This is a genomic window from Billgrantia bachuensis (assembly GCF_011742165.1).
Taxonomy (GTDB): Bacteria; Pseudomonadota; Gammaproteobacteria; order Pseudomonadales; family Halomonadaceae; genus Halomonas; species Halomonas bachuensis.
The window spans coordinates 21118-42916 of sequence record NZ_JAAQTO010000032.1; the positions used below are offsets into that span (position 1 = coordinate 21118).

The 21799-nt window shown below is 59.3% G+C and carries 20 protein-coding genes and 1 riboswitch; of the genes, 6 read left to right on the forward strand and 14 right to left on the reverse strand.

Annotated elements, in window-relative coordinates; all coding sequences use genetic code 11:
- Nucleotides 1–318: 318 nt before the first annotated feature.
- From HBJ55_RS12525 to xsc, 4 genes are all read right to left on the reverse strand, one after another.
- Nucleotides 319–759 carry a phasin family protein gene (locus tag HBJ55_RS12525; protein WP_167115157.1) on the reverse strand — a complete coding sequence of 147 codons (441 nt, stop codon included), beginning with the start codon at nt 757–759 and terminating at the stop codon, nt 319–321.
- A 408-nt stretch (nt 760–1167) separates the two neighbouring features.
- A complete protein-coding gene (locus HBJ55_RS12530) occupies nt 1168–1959 on the reverse strand; it encodes a TSUP family transporter (protein ID WP_206022584.1) in 792 nt (263 codons plus the stop codon).
- Nucleotides 1960–1981: 22 nt separating this feature from the next.
- Nucleotides 1982–2998 carry a phosphate acetyltransferase gene (pta, locus tag HBJ55_RS12535; protein ID WP_167115160.1) on the reverse strand — a complete coding sequence of 339 codons (1017 nt, stop codon included), beginning with the start codon at nt 2996–2998 and terminating at the stop codon, nt 1982–1984.
- Nucleotides 2999–3105: 107 nt separating this feature from the next.
- A complete protein-coding gene (gene xsc / locus HBJ55_RS12540; RefSeq protein WP_240936093.1) occupies nt 3106–4926 on the reverse strand; it encodes a sulfoacetaldehyde acetyltransferase in 1821 nt (606 codons plus the stop codon).
- Between the two features lie 176 nt (nt 4927–5102).
- Between xsc and HBJ55_RS12545 the strand changes: the two genes are divergently transcribed.
- Complete coding sequence (locus tag HBJ55_RS12545; protein WP_167115163.1) at nt 5103–5942, forward strand: IclR family transcriptional regulator; 840 nt, start codon at nt 5103–5105, stop codon at nt 5940–5942.
- Between the two features lie 20 nt (nt 5943–5962).
- Nucleotides 5963–6080: riboswitch (TPP riboswitch) on the forward strand.
- Here HBJ55_RS12545 and HBJ55_RS12550 read toward each other — a convergent pair.
- The 4 genes from HBJ55_RS12550 to HBJ55_RS12565 all read right to left on the reverse strand — a co-directional run bounded on the left by HBJ55_RS12550 (nt 6064) and on the right by HBJ55_RS12565 (nt 9998).
- Nucleotides 6064–6855: a thiazole synthase gene (locus HBJ55_RS12550; RefSeq protein WP_167115166.1), complete on the reverse strand. Its 792-nt coding sequence runs from the start codon at nt 6853–6855 to the stop codon at nt 6064–6066. It overlaps the preceding riboswitch by 17 nt.
- A 25-nt stretch (nt 6856–6880) precedes the next feature.
- Nucleotides 6881–7084, reverse strand: coding sequence for a sulfur carrier protein ThiS (gene thiS, locus HBJ55_RS12555; protein ID WP_422674195.1), 204 nt, complete (start codon nt 7082–7084; stop codon nt 6881–6883).
- Nucleotides 7084–8208 (reverse strand): YeiH family protein, encoded by a 1125-nt coding sequence (locus HBJ55_RS12560; protein ID WP_240936094.1) that lies wholly within the window; start codon nt 8206–8208, stop codon nt 7084–7086. The genes thiS and HBJ55_RS12560 overlap by 1 nt, the downstream gene beginning before the upstream one ends.
- A 158-nt stretch (nt 8209–8366) precedes the next feature.
- Nucleotides 8367–9998 carry a GMC family oxidoreductase gene (locus HBJ55_RS12565; protein ID WP_206022585.1) on the reverse strand — a complete coding sequence of 544 codons (1632 nt, stop codon included), beginning with the start codon at nt 9996–9998 and terminating at the stop codon, nt 8367–8369.
- Nucleotides 9999–10219: 221 nt separating this feature from the next.
- Here HBJ55_RS12565 and HBJ55_RS12570 point away from each other — a divergent pair, with 221 nt between their 5' ends.
- The 4 genes from HBJ55_RS12570 to HBJ55_RS12585 all read left to right on the forward strand — a co-directional run bounded on the left by HBJ55_RS12570 (nt 10220) and on the right by HBJ55_RS12585 (nt 14211).
- Nucleotides 10220–11455: a TRAP transporter substrate-binding protein gene (locus HBJ55_RS12570; RefSeq protein ID WP_167115172.1), complete on the forward strand. Its 1236-nt coding sequence runs from the start codon at nt 10220–10222 to the stop codon at nt 11453–11455.
- Nucleotides 11455–12057 carry a TRAP transporter small permease gene (locus tag HBJ55_RS12575; RefSeq protein WP_167115175.1) on the forward strand — a complete coding sequence of 201 codons (603 nt, stop codon included), beginning with the start codon at nt 11455–11457 and terminating at the stop codon, nt 12055–12057. Before HBJ55_RS12570 ends, HBJ55_RS12575 begins: the two co-directional genes overlap by 1 nt.
- A gap of 11 nt (nt 12058–12068) precedes the next feature.
- Complete coding sequence (locus HBJ55_RS12580; protein ID WP_167115178.1) at nt 12069–13346, forward strand: TRAP transporter large permease; 1278 nt, start codon at nt 12069–12071, stop codon at nt 13344–13346.
- A gap of 82 nt (nt 13347–13428) precedes the next feature.
- Complete coding sequence (locus HBJ55_RS12585; protein ID WP_167115181.1) at nt 13429–14211, forward strand: IclR family transcriptional regulator; 783 nt, start codon at nt 13429–13431, stop codon at nt 14209–14211.
- A 274-nt stretch (nt 14212–14485) separates the two neighbouring features.
- Here HBJ55_RS12585 and HBJ55_RS12590 read toward each other — a convergent pair whose 3' ends face one another.
- The 4 genes from HBJ55_RS12590 to HBJ55_RS12605 all read right to left on the reverse strand — a co-directional run bounded on the left by HBJ55_RS12590 (nt 14486) and on the right by HBJ55_RS12605 (nt 18038).
- Nucleotides 14486–14974 (reverse strand): universal stress protein, encoded by a 489-nt coding sequence (locus tag HBJ55_RS12590; protein WP_167115184.1) that lies wholly within the window; start codon nt 14972–14974, stop codon nt 14486–14488.
- Nucleotides 14975–15048: 74 nt separating this feature from the next.
- Nucleotides 15049–16389 (reverse strand): TRAP transporter large permease, encoded by a 1341-nt coding sequence (locus tag HBJ55_RS12595; protein ID WP_167115187.1) that lies wholly within the window; start codon nt 16387–16389, stop codon nt 15049–15051.
- Nucleotides 16390–16407: 18 nt separating this feature from the next.
- Nucleotides 16408–17001, reverse strand: a complete 594-nt coding sequence (locus HBJ55_RS12600) for a TRAP transporter small permease (RefSeq protein WP_338072016.1) — start codon at nt 16999–17001, stop codon at nt 16408–16410.
- Nucleotides 17002–17039: 38 nt separating this feature from the next.
- On the reverse strand, nt 17040–18038 hold the full coding sequence (locus tag HBJ55_RS12605) for a TRAP transporter substrate-binding protein (protein ID WP_240936095.1): 999 nt from the start codon (nt 18036–18038) through the stop codon (nt 17040–17042).
- Between the two features lie 359 nt (nt 18039–18397).
- Here HBJ55_RS12605 and pdxR point away from each other — a divergent pair, with 359 nt between their 5' ends.
- Nucleotides 18398–19873, forward strand: a complete 1476-nt coding sequence (gene pdxR / locus HBJ55_RS12610; RefSeq protein WP_167115190.1) for a MocR-like pyridoxine biosynthesis transcription factor PdxR — start codon at nt 18398–18400, stop codon at nt 19871–19873.
- A 44-nt stretch (nt 19874–19917) separates the two neighbouring features.
- Here pdxR and HBJ55_RS12615 read toward each other — a convergent pair whose 3' ends face one another.
- Nucleotides 19918–21357, reverse strand: a complete 1440-nt coding sequence (locus HBJ55_RS12615; protein ID WP_167115193.1) for an NAD(P)/FAD-dependent oxidoreductase — start codon at nt 21355–21357, stop codon at nt 19918–19920.
- A gap of 42 nt (nt 21358–21399) precedes the next feature.
- Nucleotides 21400–21792 (reverse strand): nuclear transport factor 2 family protein, encoded by a 393-nt coding sequence (locus tag HBJ55_RS12620; RefSeq protein ID WP_167115196.1) that lies wholly within the window; start codon nt 21790–21792, stop codon nt 21400–21402.
- Nucleotides 21793–21799 lie beyond the last annotated feature (7 nt).

Sequence of the window (21799 nt, forward strand, 5' to 3'; positions counted from 1 at the left end):
GTGGTGGCAAATTAGCTACCACACCTAAATACAACGTAATCATAGTTATGATGCTTTTCCTTTCTCCTAAAGAACCGAAGCCGGTGGTTAAGACAAGTCAGGATTACGGCGGCTCCAGACCAGATAAGGATGACGCTGAGTGGCCTTTGGCCGCCTTTGCGCATGGCCATGGCACCAACCAAAGACTCCGGCAGGTTGGAGGCAATAATTGCCATCAGCAGGGTAAGACTGAATTGCCATTTGCTCACATAGCAAAAAGCCGCCGATCATGGATCGGCGGCCTGAGTCTTGCGTCGGCGCGGCCCGCAGGCCCAAGGCTTACTTGGCCTTGGAAGTGGTTTCCTTGACCGACTTGGGCGCAGATGTTGTCTCAGTCTCGCTCTGGGTAGCCGTCTTGACGTCTTGCTGGGCCTGCTTGACGCTATTCTCGGTCAGCTTCTGGCTTTGCTGCACGAAGTCCTGCTGCAGGGCCACGACCTTGCCGGCATCGCCCTTCAGGCGCTCGGTCAAATCCTTGGCAACGGCCTGCTGGCCTTCCAGATAGCTCTTTAGGCCCTCGGCATCCTTGACCTCGGCCAGACTACGCAGCTGCGCCAAGGTGGTGTCGCTATACGCCTTGGCAGCCTCGAGCTGTGCATTGACCAGCTTCTCGGTGTAGTCGATGGACAAAGCAGTGAAAGCGCGCGCCGGGGCGAAGAAAATGGACTCAAGCTGGGCGGTGTCAAACTGCTTGGCATCGAATGCGAATGCGTTGCTCATGATGGGGAACCTCCGGGGTTCTGAATGCCTTGGAGCGGGAGATTCCCGCTCTGCTGCATACCTCACACGATAACAGGGGATTTTGTGCAGTGCAACATAGCTCGGAGCATGGGTCAGCGCCTACCACCTGCCAGCGGCACAGCAGCCGATCGAAGCGACCGGCTGGCTGGGATGGGCACGGCCTGTAGAGACGAAGGTACTGGTCGGGCTGCAGCGGATCGAGCGTTGCCCAAGCCACAGCATTGAATTCATGATCCAGAGTAGCGGACACTCTCTCGTACTCGTCAAAATTGTCATTCTCGACACAGCAGGTGCGCATTGAGTCATGTGTAAATAGCAGCTGCTTGCCGCGCAGTGCCACTGCGCTGTAGCAACTCGGGAGTCATCGCTGATCAGTTTCCTTTATTCTCATCCACCCAAGGTTGCCAACGACAGCAAACCCTTGATCAAAATAAACATACCCAGTGCGATCAAGGCCAGCATGGCCACCCTACGCATTTTCTCGGCAGAGCACGCGGGGGGGTACCGACGGCCAAGCCAGGTCGCGGCCCCCACGACAGGTATCGCCCATATGGCAAGTTCCCAAACATCTGCTGTCAGTCCTCCCTGGGTTGCGACGAACAAGGTGCGCATCCCCGAGGTGATGGCAAAGCAAAGGATCAACAAGAGCCGTATCGTTTCCAGCGGCAGCGGCTGGCGATAACAGTGATAAATGGCCGGCGGACCAGGAACGCCGAATAGTCCACCACAAAGCCCCGTCAACACACCACTGACGGCATAACTCCAAGATGGGGACTCCTGCAGTCGTGGACGCGGGCGCAGCCCGACGCTCACCCCCCCATAAAGCACAAGGGCGCCCAGCAGAAGTGTAAGCAGCGCCATGGATGAGGCGCTCAACCAAGCCAACAGCCAAACGCCAAGCATGATGGATGGCACGATGCCCATTGCCAGGGCAATGACGCGATGTTTCCCCAGGCCACGCCACCCTCCCGGCAGGGCTATGGCACTATTCGCCAACGTCAGCAAACTTACCACCGCCGCCAGCACCGGTAGCGACGCTACTCCAATCCCGCCAGCCGCTCCCATTACGATCATTCCGAGGCCGAATCCCGCTACTGTATGTAGGTAACCGGCCACCGCCATGACGGCCAGCGTCCCTAGCAGCGCCCCTGACTCCATCGTCAAGGTAGTCGAAATCATATTTGACTCCCTTGAAAGACCATCAGTTGTCGGGAGCGCCCGAGAGCCTTTGTGCTTGCACTGAGGTTACAGCTATCACGTTGTAGATATCTTCAACGCTACAGCCGCGCGACAGGTCGTTGGCCGGCTTGGCTAGTCCCTGAAGCAGCGGTCCAATGGCTTCGGCACCGCCGATTCGCTCGGCTAGCTTATAACCGATATTGCCGGCCTCCAGATCAGGGAAAATCAATACATTGGCGTTCCCTCTGACTTTAGAGTACGGCAGCTTGCGCTCAGAAATCTCTGCGACGATGGCGGCATCAAGTTGAACATCCTCATCTATGGCGAGCTCAGGCCGTTGGGCCTTAACATTACGGGCTGCTTGGACTACCTTGTCCACATTCTCGTGCGCAGCACTGCCACCAGTAGAGAACGACAGCATGGCCACCCGTGCCTCTTCATTTAATAGCGCCTCGGCACTGTCTGCTGCCGACATGGCGATTTCGGCCAACTGATACGCATTCGGCTCAATTACAAGACCACAGTCAGAGAAGATCATACCGCCTTTCATTTTGTGAAATGGCTTGCACAGCATCATCAGAAAGAAACTGGATACTATGCGGAATTCTGATGCTATGCCTATGATCTGGATAGCTGTACGAACCACGTCGGCTGTAGTGTATACCGCCCCCGCCACAGAGCCATCCGCATATCCCTCCCGCACAAGCAGGTTGGCAAAACAAAGAGGAACGTAAACGGCAGTCTCGGCTTCTTCACGGGTCATGCCTTTCTCCCCGCGCAGCATATACAAGACCTTCTGCAGATCGCCTGTCAAAGGTGAGTCAGCCGGATCAATTACTTCAACGAGCTGCAGATTGAGCTCATGCTGAATGGATAGTGACTTTATCTTATCTCGCTCTCCAACCAGTATAATGTGAGCAATGCCATCCTCAGCCGCTTTGATGGCGGCGTGAATGATCCTTATATCTTCCCCTTCACAGAGCACGATGCGCTTGGGAGTTTGGCGAGCACGCTCGAGAATCCGATACAACGCCTTCATTACATGAACCTCCTTGGGCTAAGAAAACTACCCCAAGAAAAAAGCTGCGATAGAAAAAGCCCCCGGACGAGCCGGGGGAAGACCACATCAACTGAACGAGCAGGGCCTCAAACGTAGTCCTGATATTTCTCCAGCAACCGCACCGGCTTCTTCAGTGCATCGCGGCGGAACGGGTCGCCCAGCTCACGCGTGCACATGATCTCGATAACGCAGGTCTTGCCTTCGTTCATCTGCAGGTCGATGGCCTTTTGCAGCGCCGGCTCCACGTCCTCCAGGCGGTCCACCGTGATCCCCTCGGCGCCCATCGCCCGACCGATCTCGGCGAAGCTCTGGTTGTCCAGCTCGCCGGCCACGAAGCGCCGGTTGTAGAATTCCACCTGGTTCTTCTTCTCTGCGCCCCACTGGCGGTTGTGGAACACCACCGCGGTCACCGGGATGTTTTCGCGTACCGCCGTCATGGTCTCCATCAGGCTCATGCCCCAGGCGCCGTCGCCGGCATAGGCGATCGCCGGCCGGTGCGGCGCTGCCGCCTTGGCGCCAATGATCGTTGGCAGCGCATAGCCGCAGTTGCCGAAGCTCATCGGCGCGAAAAAGCTGCGCGGCTTGTCGAAGCGCAGGTAGCTATGCGCCACCGCGTTGATGTTGCCGATGTCGGTGGAGACCATCACGTCCGCGGGCATGGCCTTCTCCAGCTCACGTAGCACCTGGCGCGGGTGCAGGTACTCGCCGCCGGAGAACGGGGTCTCGCCTTTCGCCTCGTCGATGGCGTCGAGGCTGAACGGGTCTTTCTCGTGGGTCCATTCGTCGAGCTCCTTCTCCCAGGCCGCTTTCTCGCTGGCAATCAGCTCGGCACGCTGACCTTTGGTGCTGTCACAGGCCAGGTCCCGCTCGGCCAGACGCTCGACGAGCGCTTCGGCGGTCGCCTTGGCATCACCGCAGATGCCCACGGCAATCTTCTTCACCAGCCCCAGCATCTTGTGGTCGGCATCGACCTGAATGATCTTGGCGTCCTTCGGCCAGTAGTCCAGGCCGTGCTGCGGTAGGGTGCCGAACGGGCCCAGACGCGTACCCAGCGCGACGACCACGTCGGCCTGGGCAATCAACTTCATGCCCGCCTTCGAGCCTTGGTAGCCCAGCGGACCGCACCACAGCGGATGGCTGGCCGGGAAGGAGTCGTTGTGCTGATAGCTGTTGACCACCGGTGCACCCAGTCGCTCGGCCAGTGCCTGGCAGGCCTCGACGCCATCGGCCATCACGACTCCCCCGCCGGAGACAATCACCGGGAACTTGGCGCTCGCCAGCAGTTCAGCGGCCTCGTTCAGGGTCTTGGTTCCGCCGGGACCGCGATCCAGACGCGACGGCTGGGGAATCTCGCACTCGATCTCGCCGTAGAAGTAGTCACGCGGAATGTTCAGCTGGGTCGGGCCCATCTCGGACATCGCCCGGTCGAAGCAGCGCCCGGTGTATTCGGCCATCCGCGCCGGGTGGGTCACGTGCCCCTGGTACTTGGTGAATTCCTGGAACATCGGCAACTGATGGCACTCCTGGAAGCCGCCCAGGCCGATGCCGGTGGTGCCCGCTTCGGGAGTCACGATCACCACCGGGCTGTGCGCCCAGTAGGCCGCGGCGATCCCGGTCACGCAGTTGGAGATACCCGGCCCGTTCTGGCCGATCACTACCCCATGGCGGCCGGAGACCCGCGCATAGCCGTCGGCCATGTGCGCAGCGCCCTGCTCATGGACCACCGGGACCAGGCGAATGCCGGCCGGCGCGAAGATATCCATGGCGTCCATGAAGGCCGAGCCCATAATGCCGAACATGTCGGTGACACCATTGGCCACCAGCGTTTCGACGAAGGCCTCGGATGGGGTCATCGTCTGTTTGCCCTGCACGACGCGGCGGGTGTCCTGGTTCTCTAGGGTGCTCATCGGGGTCCTCCTCGGCATCACCGAAACGTTTTGTGGTACGAATGGTTTCGTTTTTAGAAACCTTAAATGAATCTAGCGCCGTAGTGACAAAACAGTCAAGAAAGGATTTCGGAAAACGGTACAAATTGCTTTCTTTTTGGAAATGACGTAACTTTATCGGCAAAGGGAGGTATGCCATGACCAGCCAAAAGACCGGGACATACAGACTGGAAGGTGAAACTCCGGCACAGCGACTCTTGGCGCTGCTGGAAGTCATCGCTGACAAAGACCAGTTCTTCACCTTGCAAAGCATGGTTGACGAGACGGGCATGCCCAAGCCGACATTACACCGGATGCTGCAGCAGCTCGAAAGCTCCGGCATGCTCCAGCGCGAGGCTGACGGACGTCATTACGGAAAGGGAGGTCGCTTCCGCCGACTCGCTGAGAAAATGCTACTCAACGACACCGTCCACGGAGCTCGGCATGCCGTGCTTAGCCAGTTGGTGGATGAGGTGGGAGAGAGCTGCAATATCACTGCCCTATCAGGAAGTGAGGTGCTCTACCTCGATCGCGTGGAAACCTCTGAAGCGCTTAGATTCTTTCTTCACCCAGGTTCCAGGGTTCCGGTCCACTGCTCTGCCAGTGGTAAGCTTTTTCTGGCACAGATGCCTCCCGCCCAGAGGCGGCGGCTGCTTGGAGAAATCTCTCTCAAGTCTTTTACCGACAAGACTCTGACAAACCTTGATACCCTTGAGGCAGAAATCAGCGACGTACGCCAGCAAGGATACGCTTTCGACAATGAAGAGTTCCTTCCGGGCCTGCTTTGCATCGCGGCCTTAGCCCCTGACCCAAACGGTGGCCGATCCAATCTTGGCATCGCGATTCAGGCGCCGATCATGCGCTTCTCCAAGGATAAAGCGCTGGAGTGCCTCCCGGCGTTACAGCGAGCGGCCAATGCCATCGCCGCCATTGATCGGGACGCAATGGTTCTGTCCGCTGCCCAAGAGAACAAGAGTGCCAAAAGCGGTGGAAAATAAAGAAACCATTGAGTGGTTCATGATCGTTGTCGGGGTGACGTTTGTAACAGCTGAGATCATGCAGTTCTGTGCGCCAGCCTGGATCCCGTTGAACCTGAACTGGTTAGGACCAGCGTAGGGATCAAGCGCCCAAACACCCTTCCATCGGTGAGGAGGGCTCGGCCTGTTCACGACGCGGCATGCGGCCGGCGAGAAAAGCCCCTCGGCCAGCCAGGACTGCAGCTTTCATGGCGCTGGCCATGGCTATCGGATCCCGCGCATGGGCGATGGCGGAATTCATCAACACGGCATCGCAGCCAAGCTCCATGGCCAGTGCCGCCTCCGAAGCCGTGCCGATGCCGGCATCGATCAATACCGGCACATTCGAGTGTTCGATGATCAGGCGAATGTTATGGGGGTTCTGAATTCCACACCCGGACCCGATCAATGAACCGAGCGGCATGATCGCGCAGCATCCAAGTTTTTCAAGTTCCGCTGCCACGATGGGGTCATCGCTGGTATAAGCCATGACATCGAAGCCGTCTGCAATCAATGTCTCGGCGGCTTTGAGGGTTTCCACGACGTTGGGGTAAAGGGTCGTCTCGTCCCCCAACACTTCGAGTTTGACCAGATTGTGGCCGTCCAGTAGCTCCCGGGCCAGGCGGCAGGTGCGCACAGCCGCGTGCGCATCGTAACAGCCAGCGGTATTGGGCAGTAGCGTATAACGGGACGGGGGCACCACGTCGAGCAGCGACGGCACATCATTACCCTGGCCCAAGTTAGTGCGCCGCACGGCGAAGGTCACTACCTCGGTGCCGCTGGCCTCGAGAGCGGCGGCGGTCTCGGTGACATCCCGGTATTTTCCGGTGCCTACCAACAGACGTGAGGTGAACTCGCGCCCGGCGATGCGTAACGGTTGGTCGGATAAGGTCATGCGGGATCTCCTGAATAGCCGGGTGTTAGCCACCGCCGATGGCATGGACGATTTCGATCCGGTCACCCGCGGCGAGGTAAGTCTTTGCATGGCGGCTGGCTGGCACCACCGCCTCGTTCAGTTCCACGGCAATACGTGTCCCGGCCAATCCGAGCTCTGCGAGCAGGTGATCCAAGCCGCAGCCCTCTTCGAGATGGTGGGGTGCGCCGTTGACCTGTACTCTCATCATCACCAAGTCGCCAGGTCGAAGTGGATAAAGGCCAGCACCAGCAATAGCAGGAACAGCGTCTCGGCCACCATCAGGATTACTGGTTTCCAACCCACTACAGCCAGCTTCTGGAATGAAGTCTTAATACCCAAGGCGGCGATAGCGGTTACCAGGCACCAGCGCGACAGATCGGTGAAGCCCTCGGCAACCAGTGGCGGGATCCAGCCGAGACTGTTAATAACGACCAGAGCCACGAAGGCGATCAAGAAGTTTGGAAGCATGGGTACCTTACGGTTGCCCTCCTCCTCCTGGCGATGGCGGCGAAACAGAAACATGAAGATCATCACCGTTGGCACTAACATGGCGACACGCAGCAACTTGACGAAAGTCGAGACGTCGCCAGTGCTCTCCGAAATCATGTAGCCAGCACCGACCACCTGGGCCACATCGTGAATAGTACCACCGAGAAATATTCCCGCCTCGCCATCATCGAGCCTCAGCACACCAACAATCAGTGGGTAGATAACCATAGCCATGGTTGAGAGCGTGGTAACGCCGACTACTGTCATGATGGTGTTGCGTTCATGGGTGGCATGACGAGGCATGACAGCCGAGAGCGCCAAAGCCGCTGAGGCACCGCAAATTGCCACCGAACCACCGGTGAGCAAACCCATGTCACGGTTCAGGCCAAGGAGGCGCGCCACTACGGCGCCGAAGGCTATCGTGAAGGCGACACCACAAACTACAGTGAGCACCGGTCCGACTCCCAAGTCGGCTACCTGTTCGATGGTGATCCGCACACCCAACAGCGCAACGCCCAGCCGCAGGATCGTCCTGGCCGCGAACTCCACTCCCGCCAGGCAGCGCCCCTCCTCAGAGAGGAAATGCAGGGTCATGCCAAACAGCAAGGCGTAGAGCAGCGTAGGCCCACCATAGTGATCGGCAATGAAGGTAGTGGCCAGGGCGATAGTGATGCAAATCAGCACCCCCGGCATCTTATGCTGGAAGGCTTCCAGCAGGCGCGGCCGGATGACTTCAAGACTGAACATAACAGTTTCTCCCTCAGGCGGCTGAGTCGGACCTGGATCGCCGCCTTGGTGACAGGGGATGCACCACTGGCGATGCATCCCGAGCGTTGCTGGCATTCACGCACGGCCATGACATCGGCCGGCCGGACCGGTTTCTCATCAGGCATCACGCACGGCACGGGACCTCGCTCGGCTTATGTTGTGCATGGTGCCTCGCCCACACCGCCGGGGTTAGCACCAGTTGTCCGCCAGGCTTGAGGCCAATCGCCGGCGGATCAGGCTGCTCCGCGCGATGCACCCCGGGAGGCCTTGATCATGTCGGCGGCCTTCTCGGCGATCATGATGGTAGGTGCATTGGTGTTGCCGGATACGATCACCGGCATGATCGAGGCGTCCACCACGCGCAGGCCCTCCAGGCCATGTACCCGAAGCCGGTCATCCACCACCGCCAGCGGGTCATGCCCCATCTTGCAGGTGCCGGCGGGGTGATAAATGGTCTGACTAAACTGACGGGCAGCATCCAGCAATTGCTCGTCACTCTGGTAGTCCGGCCCGGGCACGTATTCGTCGGTGATGACCTCGTCGAGCGGGGCTTGCGTGGCGATGCGGCGCGCCACTTTGATCGCGTCTACCGCGACGCGACAGTCCTCCTCGGTGCTCAGGTAGTTGGGCCGGATCGAGGGATAGACACCGGCATCGGGGCTGATTATGCGTATGGATCCACGACTGGTGGGGCGCAGCTGACAGACCGAGGCAGTGAAGGCAGAGAAGGGATGCACCCCTTCGGCAGGCTTGTCGGAGGAGAGTGGCTGCATATGAAACTGGATATCCGGACGCTCCAGCCCCTCGCGGGACCGGGTGAAGACGCACACCTGGCTGGCCGCCAGTGTCAGCGGCCCGGTTCGGGTCAATACATACTGGGTGCCCACCGCAAGCTTCATCAGGGGATGGCGTACTTCATCATTGAGCGTTCGACAGCGAGTCTTGAAGACCAGGCGAACTTGTAGGTGGTCCTGAAGGTTCTCCCCTACGCCGGCCAGCTCGTGGAGGCACTCGACTCCCACCTTCTTGAGATGCCCCGGATCCCCGATCCCGGAGCATTGCAGGATCTGGGGGGAACCAATGGCACCACTGGACAGCAACACCTCGTGGTTGGCCTTCACCCGATTCGTCTGCCCACCCTGGCGATACTCCACCCCTACAACCCGCTTACCTTCCAACAGCAGTCGCTGACAGTGGGCGTGCTTGATCAGCGTCAGGTTATGGCGCTTGAGCGCCGGGCGCAGGAACGCCTTGGCCGTCGAGCAGCGAAAGCCCTTATAGGATGTCTGCTGGAAGTATCCCACCCCTTCCTGGGTCGCCCCATTGACATCAGCGTTTTCGGGGATTCCGGCCACCTTGGCCGCTTCGATGAACCGCTCGGCGATCTCGCGCCGCAGCCGCAAATCCGAGACATGCAACGGGCCATCTGCACCATGGTACTCGTCGGCGCCTCGCTCCTGACATTCGGATTTCTTGAAATAGGGCAACACCGAGTCGTAGCCCCACCCGACATTGCCGGCCGCGGCCCAGTCGTCATAGTCCTCACGCTGGCCACGGATATAAAGCAGTCCGTTGAGCGAGCTCGACCCCCCCAGGACCTTACCTCGTGGCCACTGTAGCTGCCGCCCCTTGATGCCCTCATCGGGATCGGTCAGGTAGCACCAGTCGGTGGCCGGGTTGTGCATGGTCTTGAAATAGCCTACCGGCACATGAATCCAAGGGTTCCAGTCGGCGCCCCCCGCTTCCAGTAACAGCACAGACACCCCTGGGTCCTCGCTTATGCGGTTGGCGAGCACGCAGCCTGCCGAGCCGGCACCGACGATCACGTAGTCGTAGGCGCCTTGCGCTGGAGTTTTTGAATGCATTGCAAAGTCACCATATTTGCGAGACATATTATCTCGATAATACTGATACCAAAAAATTCAATGGTCAATATCGAGACAAAAACAATCATTTTTCTTGATCTGTGACCGACTGCGTCCTATGGTGGATCCAGCGGACTGCAGCGGTGGCTCTTCCCCACCCCTACTACAAGCCCGCCCGCATCCCTCAAATATCAACCACAAGATTCGGGAGCAACGCCCTCATGTCGCTAATTCAATCCAACCGTCTCGGCATCTCACGGCGCGATTTCCTCAACATCTCCGGACGCTTCGGCGTTACCTCGACACTGCTCGCGGCCGGTGGCCTCGGTGCTGGCCTCACGCTCAGCAGCCTGGCCCGGGCCGCCGAATCCGAGCAGCAGCGCCGTTATCAAACTGAGCCAAAGTTCCAGCTGCGCTTCGGCGCCTCGGGCTTCAACGCGCGCAATCTCGACATCCAGAAGTCCGGGCAGCTGTTCTTCGCTCGCGACCTGGAAGAGCGGACCAACGGCGCCATCCGGGTCGAATTCATGGGCAGCAACGAGGTCTGCAACCAGCTCGACTGCGTCAGCAAGGCCCAGCAGGGCATCGTCGACATCTTCTCGGCCTCTACCCAGAATTCCGCTGGCGGTGCGCCATATCTGAACGTGCTGGACTTCGCTTACATGTTTCCCAGCGTCGCCTCGATGTTTCACTTCTTCTACGACTCACGCAGCGAGACGCTGCTGCGGGAACCGCTGCGCCAGCGCCATAACCTGCAGTTCCTGTTTACCCACTGCGACCTGCGCGGCCTGATGATGGGGCTCAGCTGGGCCGACAAGCCATTGGTCACGAGCCTTGAACAGCTGCAGGGCACCAAGAACCGCGTCACCGGCACTCAACTGGGACGCATCGCCATGGAGCAGTTGGACCTGAACCCAGTCCCCGTGGCCTGGGAAGAAACCCTAGACGGTCTTCGTCAGGGGCTGCTCGACGGTGCCGAAACCTGGATGAGCGCGGTGGCCTATGCCGGCATGGCGCCGGTCGTCTCCCAGGCGGTCGACCTGCGCTTCTTCGCCGGCACTGAGCATACCGCCATGAACCTTTCTAAATTCGAGAGCCTGGGAAGTGAGTTGCAGGAGCAGGTGATGGAGTCAGCCTATGCCGCCCAGATCTTCACCCAGGGCATGAACGAGGCCGGACGTTATCAGATTGTCGGCGCTTCCGAGCACCCGGCCGCGGGTACCGTATTTGCCGAGCACAATGTGAGGGTCGCTCCGCTGTCGGACGAGATTCGCGCCGAGGCCGAACGTAGGTGCGCCCCAGAGTTTAATCCTGAGCCCTGGGAACAATGGCGTGAGCGCCTGAACGCCTGGGCCGGTGATGTCGATATCTACCAGGAGATCCATACAATCGCCCGGGAGATCCCCCGTGACATGGCCGCTGTCAACGTGGCGCCGAAGCGCTGGTGGAGGACCTAATGACTCGTCACGATTCGACTCAAGCGTCCAGCGTGGAGGCGTCCAGGGGCGCCTCCTGGGCGCCCGGCAGACCGGTCTCGGGGTGGTGGGCGCCGCTGAGGTGGCTCGACGCCAACCTGGAGAAGGTGATCATCCTGATCTCGTACAGCGGGATGGCCGGTATCATCTTCGTCGAGGTGATCCGGCGCTTCTTCTTCAGCCTCCAGGCCCCCTGGAGTACCAGTATTCCCATCCTGCTGTTCCTGTGGCTGACCTGGTTCGGCGCATCGCTCAACGTCAAGCAGCGCACCCATCTCTCGCTCAACGAGATCCGTATGCGTTTGCCCTACACCGGCCAGTTCCTGTGCCAGATCCTGGATGCCGTGCTGTGGATCACCTTCGGCGCCCTGGTGATCAACTTCACCATCGACCAAGTGCAACTGGCGCACATGAACTTCGCCATCGTGCCCGGCACCGATAACGTCATGCAGTGGTGGTTCTATCTCGCCACGCCGCTAGCCTGGGTTCTGATCATCATTCGTGTGTTGCAGAACCTGATCGCCGACGTGTGCCGCTTCAGGCGCCGTGAGCCGTTCAACCTGCAACCCTCAATCATGGACTAGGAGGCCACGACATGACGGACGGACTCATGATCGGCCTGGTCACGGCCGGCTGTACTACCTTCTTCCTGCTCGGCGTGCCGATCTTCCTGGTCATCGGACTATGGGTCGTCGGGACCAGCCTGGTAATTGACTTCACCCTGGCCAATATTGGCGTCACCCTGTTCCAGGGGCTGAGCTTCTTCGGGCTGCTGGCCCTGCCCCTGTTCATTCTGACCGGCGACTTGATCAATGCCGCCGGCATCGCCAAGCGGCTCTCCGACTTCGCCTATTCGGTACTCGGCTGGCTGCGCGGCGGCATGGGCATGGCCACGCTGGGCGCCTGTGGGCTGTTTGCCGCCATCTCCGGCTCCAACGCCGGCACCACGGCGACCATCGGCTCCATCATGCAGCCCGAGATGATCAAGAACGGCTATGACGACCGCTTCTCTGCGGCCACCGCCGCCTCGGGCGGCACCGTGGGCATCATCATTCCGCCCAGCATCATCTTCATCGTCTATGGCTTCATGATGAACCTGTCAATCAGCGACCTATTCATCGCCGGTATGATCCCTGGTGCCATGATGGTGTTCGGCATGATGGCGGCTTGCCACCTTGTGGCACGGCGACACGGCTGGGGTACCCTGATTCCCTTCAAGGCCGGTACCAGCGCGCGGTTCGCGCGCCGCGCCTATCTGGGGTTCGCCACCATCGGCGTGGTGCTTTACGGCATCTACTCGGGCAAGTTCTCACCCACCGAAGCCGCAGCCATCACCGTGGGCTTCACCCTGGTCGCGGGACTGCTCATCACCAGGGAGATCCGCTTCACCGCCCTGCCCGGTATCCTACTGCGCTCGGGCCAGATCGCCGGCATGCTGGCACCGCTGATCGCCATCTCAGTAGTGATGCAACAACTGCTGTCGGTGCTGGGCGCCGGCCAGGCCCTAGACAACCTGCTCAGCGGGCTCGGCAACTATTATGTGATCCTTGGCGCCTGCATGCTGATGATCCTGTTGGCGGGCATGATCCTCGAAAGCCTGCCGGTCACCATCATTCTAGCGCCGATCCTGGCCCCCATTGCCCAGAACGCTGGTGTCGACCCGATTCACTTCGCAGTGATCTTCCTGGTTGGGGCTGCCATCGGCTTCGTCACACCACCCTTCGGCCTCAATCTCTATGTGGCCAGCAGTATCACCGGTATCCCCTACCTGCGTTTGGTGAAGTTCGTGATCCCCTACTTCATCGCCCTCTTTGCCTGCTGGATCGCGATCTCCCTGTGGCCGGCACTCTCGCTATTCCTGGTTAGCATCTGAATGATAACGCGGCAAGCCCTCCCAGGCTGGCCGCGTTATCATGATGTCACCCCGTGCCGCCTATCGCTAACAAGGATCGCCTATGCCTAACGACAGCCCCACCTCGCGCCGCAATACGACCAATTCCACTCTGCAAAGGGGACTGTTGCTGCTCGAGGCCATCGCCACCGCACCCCACGGGGTGAGCGCCGCCGAGCTGGAGCGCCGCCTGGAGATTCCCAAGCCCACCCTTCATCGTCTGCTAAAGCAGCTCGAAGACCAGTACCTCGTAGTGCGCGACCTGGAAGGCCGACATCTTCTACCCGGCGAACTCTTGCATCGCATCGCTATGGGCGTGCTGGCCAATGAGAGCCTCAAGGCCCCCCGGCGCATGCTGCTCAAGCGTTTGGCCGACGAGGTCGGCGAGACCTGCAACCTGACCCTGCTCGACGGTCACGAAGTACTGTATTACGAAAGGGTCGAGACCAATTGGCCAGTTCGCATCCAGTTGCCTCCAGGCTCCCGCCTGCCCCTGCACTGCACCGCCAGCGGCAAAATGTTCCTGGCGTTAATGCCCCCCCATAAGCGACGCTCATTGCTTAAGAATCTTCCCTTGGAGGCTCACACACCCTACACCGCCACCACGACCGAAACGCTCGAGGCTCGCCTGGATACTATCGCCGATAACGAGTTGAGCACCGACGATGAGGAGTTCATTCAGGGGATGGTCGCCATAGCGGTGCCGGTCTATGACCAGACGGGACGCATACAGGCCTCGCTGGCCATCCATGCGCCCCGCCTTCGCCACTCCATTGACAGCCTAAAGGAGTGGGTGCCACTTATGCGTCGCATCGCGGCGGAACTGCAGGAAACCCTATGGGCCTGAGCGGGCCGAGCCTCACGGGCGCTGTCACAACGTCCGCAAGAGCCATCCCGGCTGACAAGCCGAACTTAGGCTATCAGCCTTCACCGACCGCAACGAACAGTCGGTCGAGCTGATGCTTCGTCATAAAAGATATTCAGACAACACGCGGCATAGAGCGAGGCGTCCAGGCCTTCCCAAATCACCATGGAGCCCCATGCTTGACACTAAAACGCTGCCGAGCTCGAAATGATTGGCAATGGGATCGCGGATCGTGACTACCGAATTGGAGGTTGCCTCAACTTTTCACCGGCACGACGATCACGGGTATCGGGCTTCGTTTCAGCACACCCCGAGTCACCTTGCCCACATAGGACATGGTAAAACCGTGCTTATTGGAGGCCATCACGATCAGATCGCAGCCCAGCTTCGAGGCCATGCCGACAATCACTTTGGCCGGGTAGCCCTCGGCCACCTCTAGGCTAGCAACCCGGGTGTCGCCGGACTCATCTCCCTCGCCATGGAGGCTCCAGAAGTTTGCCATCTTATCTTCCAGCTGCTGCCTCGCTTCGTCCAGACGCTTACGGATAAGCTCTTGCAGAGTCTTCTTGTCGCGAATATTGACACGCAGCGTGTTCATGACGTCGTCATCCAGCGACTTGACGGCATGAATAACATGCAGCTTCGCCCCGGTGGCAAGAGAAAGCTTGAATGCCTGCTCCAGTACCACATGGCTATCACTGCGAAGCCCGACACAGCAAAGAATTTTTTCGATTGACCTGTCCATATTTCCTCCGTTACCTCGAATGATAACTGCACTTCGCCTGGTCAACTTCCGGAGCCGACATTCCAATGTTCAACCTAATAGCCCATCACTCCGGGCAACCAGAGAGAAATCTGTGGAATATAGGCAACAATGAAGAGCGCGATAATGGATGCAGCGGCAAACGGCAAGGCGCGATAGGAGATTTCCTCAATGGAGGCCCCGCCAATGCCCGAGGCAACGAACAGGTTCTCGCCGAGCGGCGGTGTCTGGAAACCGATTGCCAGTGCACATACGACCACAATACCCACATGGACGGGGTCGGCCCCCAGCATATACATGATAGGCAACAAGACGGGCGTCAGAATCATAATGGCTGCGAGAGTTTCCATGAACATACCGACGAACAACAGGAACATGATGATCAGCGCCCAGATGATGTACATGTTCTGGGTGAAATCCAGCATGGCCGATGCAATGTAAGCAGGAACACGCTGTTCGACCAGAAGCCGACCGAAAACCGTCGCGGTGAACAGGATCAGCAGCACGCGCCCACTTATCCAGGTCGTGGTTTCCAGTGTCTTCATTGCCGGCCGGAACTTCAGCTCCTTGTGGATGAAGATCCCCACGATCAACGTATAGAAGATGGCGACGATGGCCGACTCCGTAGGCGTGAACACCCCTGAGTAGATACCACCGAGAATGATGATGGGCGCCAGCATCGACCAGATACCACGACGCAGTGTTTTCTTTATCGCCTCAGTCGACCAGTGATCGGTGAGGCCACGATATCCATGTTTTCTCGATAAAAGATAATTCATGATTAGCAGGCAACCGGCTATCACTATGCCGGGGAGAATACCGGCAATAAACAACTTGGGAATCGACAAGGTCTGGAAGCTGCCGTGTGCCGCCACCGCTTCCGGGGGCGGTGTCATACCCATGCCGGTGATACCAAAGATGACCATGGGAATGGAGGGGGGAATCACGACGCCCAGGCCGCCGGAGGAGGCAGTAATGGCAGATGCATATCCCCGATCGTAGTGCCGCTGCACCATGGCCGGGATCATCAACATGCCAACGGCAGCCGTGGTAGCCGGGCCCGAGCCAGAGATAGCACCGAAAAACATGCAGGCGAAGACAGTTGCCGCCGCGAGCCCCCCCGTTGCCGGCCCGGCGAACGCCTCGGCAATATCGACCAGCCGACGCGAGATCCCTGCGGCTTCCATCAAGGCCCCGGCGAGGATAAAGGCGGGTAATGCCATGAGCGGGAACGAGCCAACCGAGGTAAAGGCGATCTGAACAAAAGTGGCAGGATTCTGGCCAATGTAGAGAAAGGCCGCCAGGGCCGATACACCAAGAGACGCCGTTATGGGAGCGCCAAGCAATAGCAGCAGGAAGAAGGTGCCAAATAGCACATATACAATAGTGGGATCCATGAGGCTGTCTCCGATCACTCAGCTCTTTTCTTGAGTTTCATTTTGTGTGCGCTGCATTTCTTCGATTTTCGCATCCTCCGGATCCACGACCCTCCGATTCATTACATGCTTGGCATACATATTCTGTAGAATGCGAATAGACATGACCAAGAAAGCAAGCGGGAGAATTAGGTAAAAGTACTTCATTGGAACTCCCATCGTCTGGGATTTCCAGAATACATTCATGCGATTGAACACGAAATCGTAACTCAAATAAACGAAATACAGGTTAAACCCCACCCAGATCAAATCAGAGATTATATTGCAAAATTTCTCTACAATATGAGGAAAAAACTTAAACTGAAATGTCACGCGATTATGGGCCGACATTTTGGCTGCGTACACTGCCCCCATATAGGCAAACCAGACGAAAGCATAAGTGGCCAATTCATCGCCCCAAGACAACGAACTATTGAATATATTACGCAGCACAATTTGTACAAACAGCAAAATCACGAAGAATACAAGGAGGAACTGGCATATATAATTTTCCAGATTGTCGAAAACCTTCAGTAGAAGCTGTTTCATAATGGTCGCCCCGATGCCTTGCCTGATGTATTCCAAACGCTGCACTGACATAACCCAGTGCAGCGTACAAGGAAATTCGGCTGTTAGTTCAGGTCCCGACCCAGCGCCTGGAGCGCCTCTTCCAGTCGCTCCTCGCCGCCGATGCTGTCATAGAAGCGCGGCCAGATGCTCGAGGCACGCTCGATCCATTCGCTCTCGCTATTGGCGGGCTCGATGATCTGCATGCCGTGCTCTTCCACCAGGGCTTGCTTGATGCTTTCTTCCGTCTCCAGCAGGTAATCATAGCTGTAGGCAGTGGCTTCTCGGCCCGCTTCCAGCACGACCTCCTGCATATCGGGGCTCAGGCTCTGGAACTTGGATTCGCTCATGATCAGCGGCTCCAGCGAGAACACGTAGCAGATATCGGTGATGTAGTCCTGCACCTCGTAGAACTTCATGGCATTGATGGTGATGTAGGGGTTGTCCTGCCCATCCACGACGCCCTGCTGCAGGGCCGTGAAGGTCTCCGACCAGGCCATCGGCAGCGGGTTGACCCCCCATTCCTGATAGGAGGCGATCATGATCTCGTTGCGGGGCACGCGAATGGTAAGCCCTTGTAGGTCATCCGGGGTGGCGACCGGCTTGCTGGAGTTGCTCAACACACGACACCCTGAATAGGCCCAGGAAAGCACCCTTACTCCTGCATCCCGGATGGTATTTTCGGCCAGCTGTTGTCCGATCTCACCCTGAGTGAGGGTCTTGGCGTCTTCCGGACTGGTAATCACATACGGCAGGGTAAGAACACCTACTGTGGGAGAAAAAGGGGTGATGTTATTAATTGCCAGGACCGACAGATCCAGCATTCCCATGCTGGCGCTGCTGACCGTGTCCTGTTCGCTGCCTAATTGACCGTTAGGAAACATATCGATGGCCACCTGACCATCCGTTTTTTCATGGATTAGCTCGGCGAACTTCTCCCCCATGGCATATTGGGTACCGCCTTGAGCATCTCCCAGCGCCATGCGCCATGTCTCGGCCAATGCATTCTGGCTGATGACGGCACTGATTACCGCCGTCATAACGGAAAACATTATCTTGTTCATGCAACTCTCCCAGTAATGTCTTGTTATTGACTTGTACTCACCCTGGAGCAGCCTACTCGGTTCGTCTTGTCTGAATCGGGCTGTTCCATGAGGTTAACTTTACCCCCCCGTCACCGGGGCACTAGTACCAGACACCACCCGTCGATTGGTCCAGACCCCCGCATGGTGATGAAATCGACCGATCAGGCCACCATCGCCGCTGATCGGGTGATACAACCCTTTGATTTATCGATTGTCTAACTGGACTTCGAGGCGCATTCTTGGCATGTTCGAAGGTCGTGGGTGCCGGCGCCCGAGCCCCGCTCACTTGCATCGACTCGCCAGACCCTTCCCGGGATGGCTTTCATCGTGGGCCAATCATGTGCCAGCTACTGTTTCATCTCGATTCAAGCCTTCCGGCGAGCCTCCAGCAGCAACTGCGTGAACAGATCGTGCATGCCATCCTGGATGGACATATCCCGCTCGATGAGGCACTTCCTTCCAGCCGCAAGCTGGCGCGCGAGCTACAGGTGGCGCGTAACACCGTGATGCTGGCCTATGAGCAGTTGCTAGACGACGGCTATCTGATTGCCAAGAGCCGCAGCGGCTACTTCGTGAATCCGGAAATCCTGGAAGGTCGAGCCGAGAAACCGGTGCGTCTCAACGATATCGACGCCGAGCGTATGCCCTGGGAAAGGCTGCTCACGATCCGGCCCTCGCAGCAGGAAACCATCCGGAAACCCAGTGACTGGCATCGATACGATTACCCCTTCCTGTACGGGCAGATCGATCCGGCGCTCTTTCCGACTCAACACTGGCGGGAATGTGGTCGAGACTCCATGAGCGTGCCGGCCATTCGCAGCTGGTCGGTCGACCACCTCAACGATGATGACCCCCTGTTGATCGAGCAGATTCACAAGCGACTGCTCCCCCGGCGTGGCGTCTGGGCCAAGCCCGAGGAAATTCTCGTCACGGTCGGCACTCAGCAGGCACTGTGGATCGCCGCCATGCTGCTGTTGAAGCCGGGTCGGCAGTTCGGAATGGAGAATCCCGGCTATGTGGACATGTACAATATCGCCCGGATCTTCACCGACGATATCCGCCTGTTACCGGTGGACGAGCAGGGCATGCGACCGGTCGAGGAGCTGACGCAGTGTTCCCTGGTCTACACGACGCCCAGCCACCAGAGCCCCACGACGGTGACCATGCCACTCGAGCGGCGGCGGCAGCTGCTCGATATGGCCGAGATCGAGAACTTCCTGATCATCGAGGACGACTACGACAGCGAAACCAACTACCTCAGCAACCCCACGCCGGCGCTCAAGAGCCTCGACCGGCATAGCCGGGTCATCTATGTCGGGAGCCTTTCCAAGACCCTGGCGCCCGGCCTGCGACTGGGCTACATGGTCGCCCACCCGACGCTGATCCGCGAGGCCCGCGCCCTGCGGAGACTGATGCTGCGCCACCCGCCGACCAACAACCAGCGCGCCCTCGCCCTCTTCCTCGACCGGGGGTATCACGACGCGCTGCTCAGGCAGATCCACCAGACGTTCGAGAACCGCTGGCACTGCATGAGCGAGGCGCTGAAGCGTCACCTGCCGACCTTCCATACCCCCTCGACGTTCGGTGGTTCCTGCTTCTGGGTCCGCGGCCCCGAAGGGCTGGGCTGCACGCGGCTCCAGGCCCTGGCTCGTGCCGAGGGCATCCTGGTCGAATGCGGCAACCTGCACTACTTCGATCGTCCCGGCAGCGAATACATGCGCCTGGGGTTTTCCGCCATTCCCGAAGCACGCATCGAGCCAGGCATCGAACGCCTGGCTCGATTGATTCCAAGAGCCATGGAACGGGCAGACTAGTCGCTATACAGTAAGTAACGGTCGGTTAATCGTTACCAGCCTGGTCACAGCACTTCGTCCTTCAGATAGTACCAGCGATAGAGAAACCGCTGGCCGACACGCCGGAAGGGAGCAAAGGCCTGGGACTCGACCATTTCGCGGATATTCGGGAAGGGCAGCTTGGAGGTGAAGATCGGCAGGTCGAGTTGCCTGCCATCGCCGGCGATCCACTGCGCCAGGCGACGCCCGGCCTGGGCCGAGTACATGACCCCGTTGCCGCCGTAGCCCAAGGCATAGAAGATGGTTTCGCTGGGGTCCGGCTGGTGGATGCGCGGCATCATGTCGTGGCTGACATCGACCCAGCCCCACCAGGAGTAATCCAGTGGAATGCCCTTCAGCGCCGGGAACTTCCGGACCATGTTGTTGACCAGCACATTCTCGTATTTCTGCTGAGGTGCATCACGCCCGGTAATGGCACTGCGGCTGCCGATCTGCAGCCGGTTGTCCGGCAGCAGGCGGTAATAGTGCCGCAGCACGCGCGTATCGGTGATGACCTGATGCGTCCTGAAGCTGCAGGCCTCGATCTCGTTCGCCGTGAGCGGCCGGGTGACGATCGAGTTGGAGAGGATCGGCAACAGGCGATTCTTGAGCTGGGGGTGCAGGCTCTGGGAGGTATAGCCGCCCGTGGCGATGCCCACGGCACGGGCCCTGACCGTCCCACCCGGGGTCTTGAGATAGTGCACGCCGTCGCGCGTTTCCCAGCCCTGGACGGGGCTCGACGGGTGCACCCTGGCCCCCAGGGCCCTGGCCTTCCTGAGATAGCCGAACGCCAGCTTGCCGGCGTGGATGCCGATGCCCTCGGGCTCATGCATGGCGCCGGCGGCTTCCTGATCGCCGACCCAGTCCCGCTTGACCGTCTCGCCATTCAGGATCTGCGCATCGTAGTCGAAGACGTCGCGCAGCAGCCTGGCCTCCTTCTCCAGCACCGGCATGACCTTGTCGCGGTGGGCGATGTAGAGGTGCCCGCCGGGCTGGGGGTCGCAGTCGATGTTCTTGATCAGCGACTTGAAGGTCTCCATCCCCTCGACACACTCGGCATGCAGCTTCAGTGCGGTATCCAGACCGTAGCGCTCGATCCACTGGGAGCGCTTGAGGCGTCCCGAGGCGCACTGCGCCTGGCCGCCGTTGCGGGTGCTGCAGCCCCAGCTGGTGCGATTGGCCTCGAGCACGGTCGCCCGGATGCCGTACTCCTGCGCCAGGAAGATGGCGGCCGTCAGGCCGGTGAAACCGGCCCCGATGATCACCACGTCCACGTCCATGTCCTGGGTCACCGGGCCGTCATCGGCTGGGGGTTCGCCCGCGGTGCCGATCCAGTAGGTCGGCGCGTAGTCACGCCCCCGCCCCGGTGTGGTGCTCTTCAGCGGATCATAAGCCGGATCATAAGGCTGGGATGGTGCGGTAGCGCTGCGTCGCTCTTCTCCCGCCTTGCTGGTCATTGTCTCCATGATCGACTCCTGTGTGTCGGGATGCCGCGGCTCGCACCGTCCTTAGCCGTTGTTGCCTGCTATCGGCGGCCGGTTCTTGCGAAAGGCGTTCTTCACGGCGATCTTGCCGTCGCGGAAGGTAAAGGCATCGATCATGCGGGCCTCGGAGCGAACCCCGTCGGGGGTCGTGCCCTTGTAGGTGGTTTCCGAGAAGCCGCGGTCACCGATCACGAAGTGCTCACCATCGACCCAACAGGCATCGGGGGCGGTCTTCCAGGCATTCTCGAGGGCCTGACGCACCTCGGCCTGGCCGACGAAGCTCTTGCCCTGCAGGTTCGGGCCGGCGATGGCGTGGAAGACGCAGTCCTCGGTCATCATCTTCATGACGGCATCGATATCGTGACGGTTCAACGCCTCACTGAAGGCTTTCAGGAATTCCACATCGGGCTGGCTCATCTCTGTC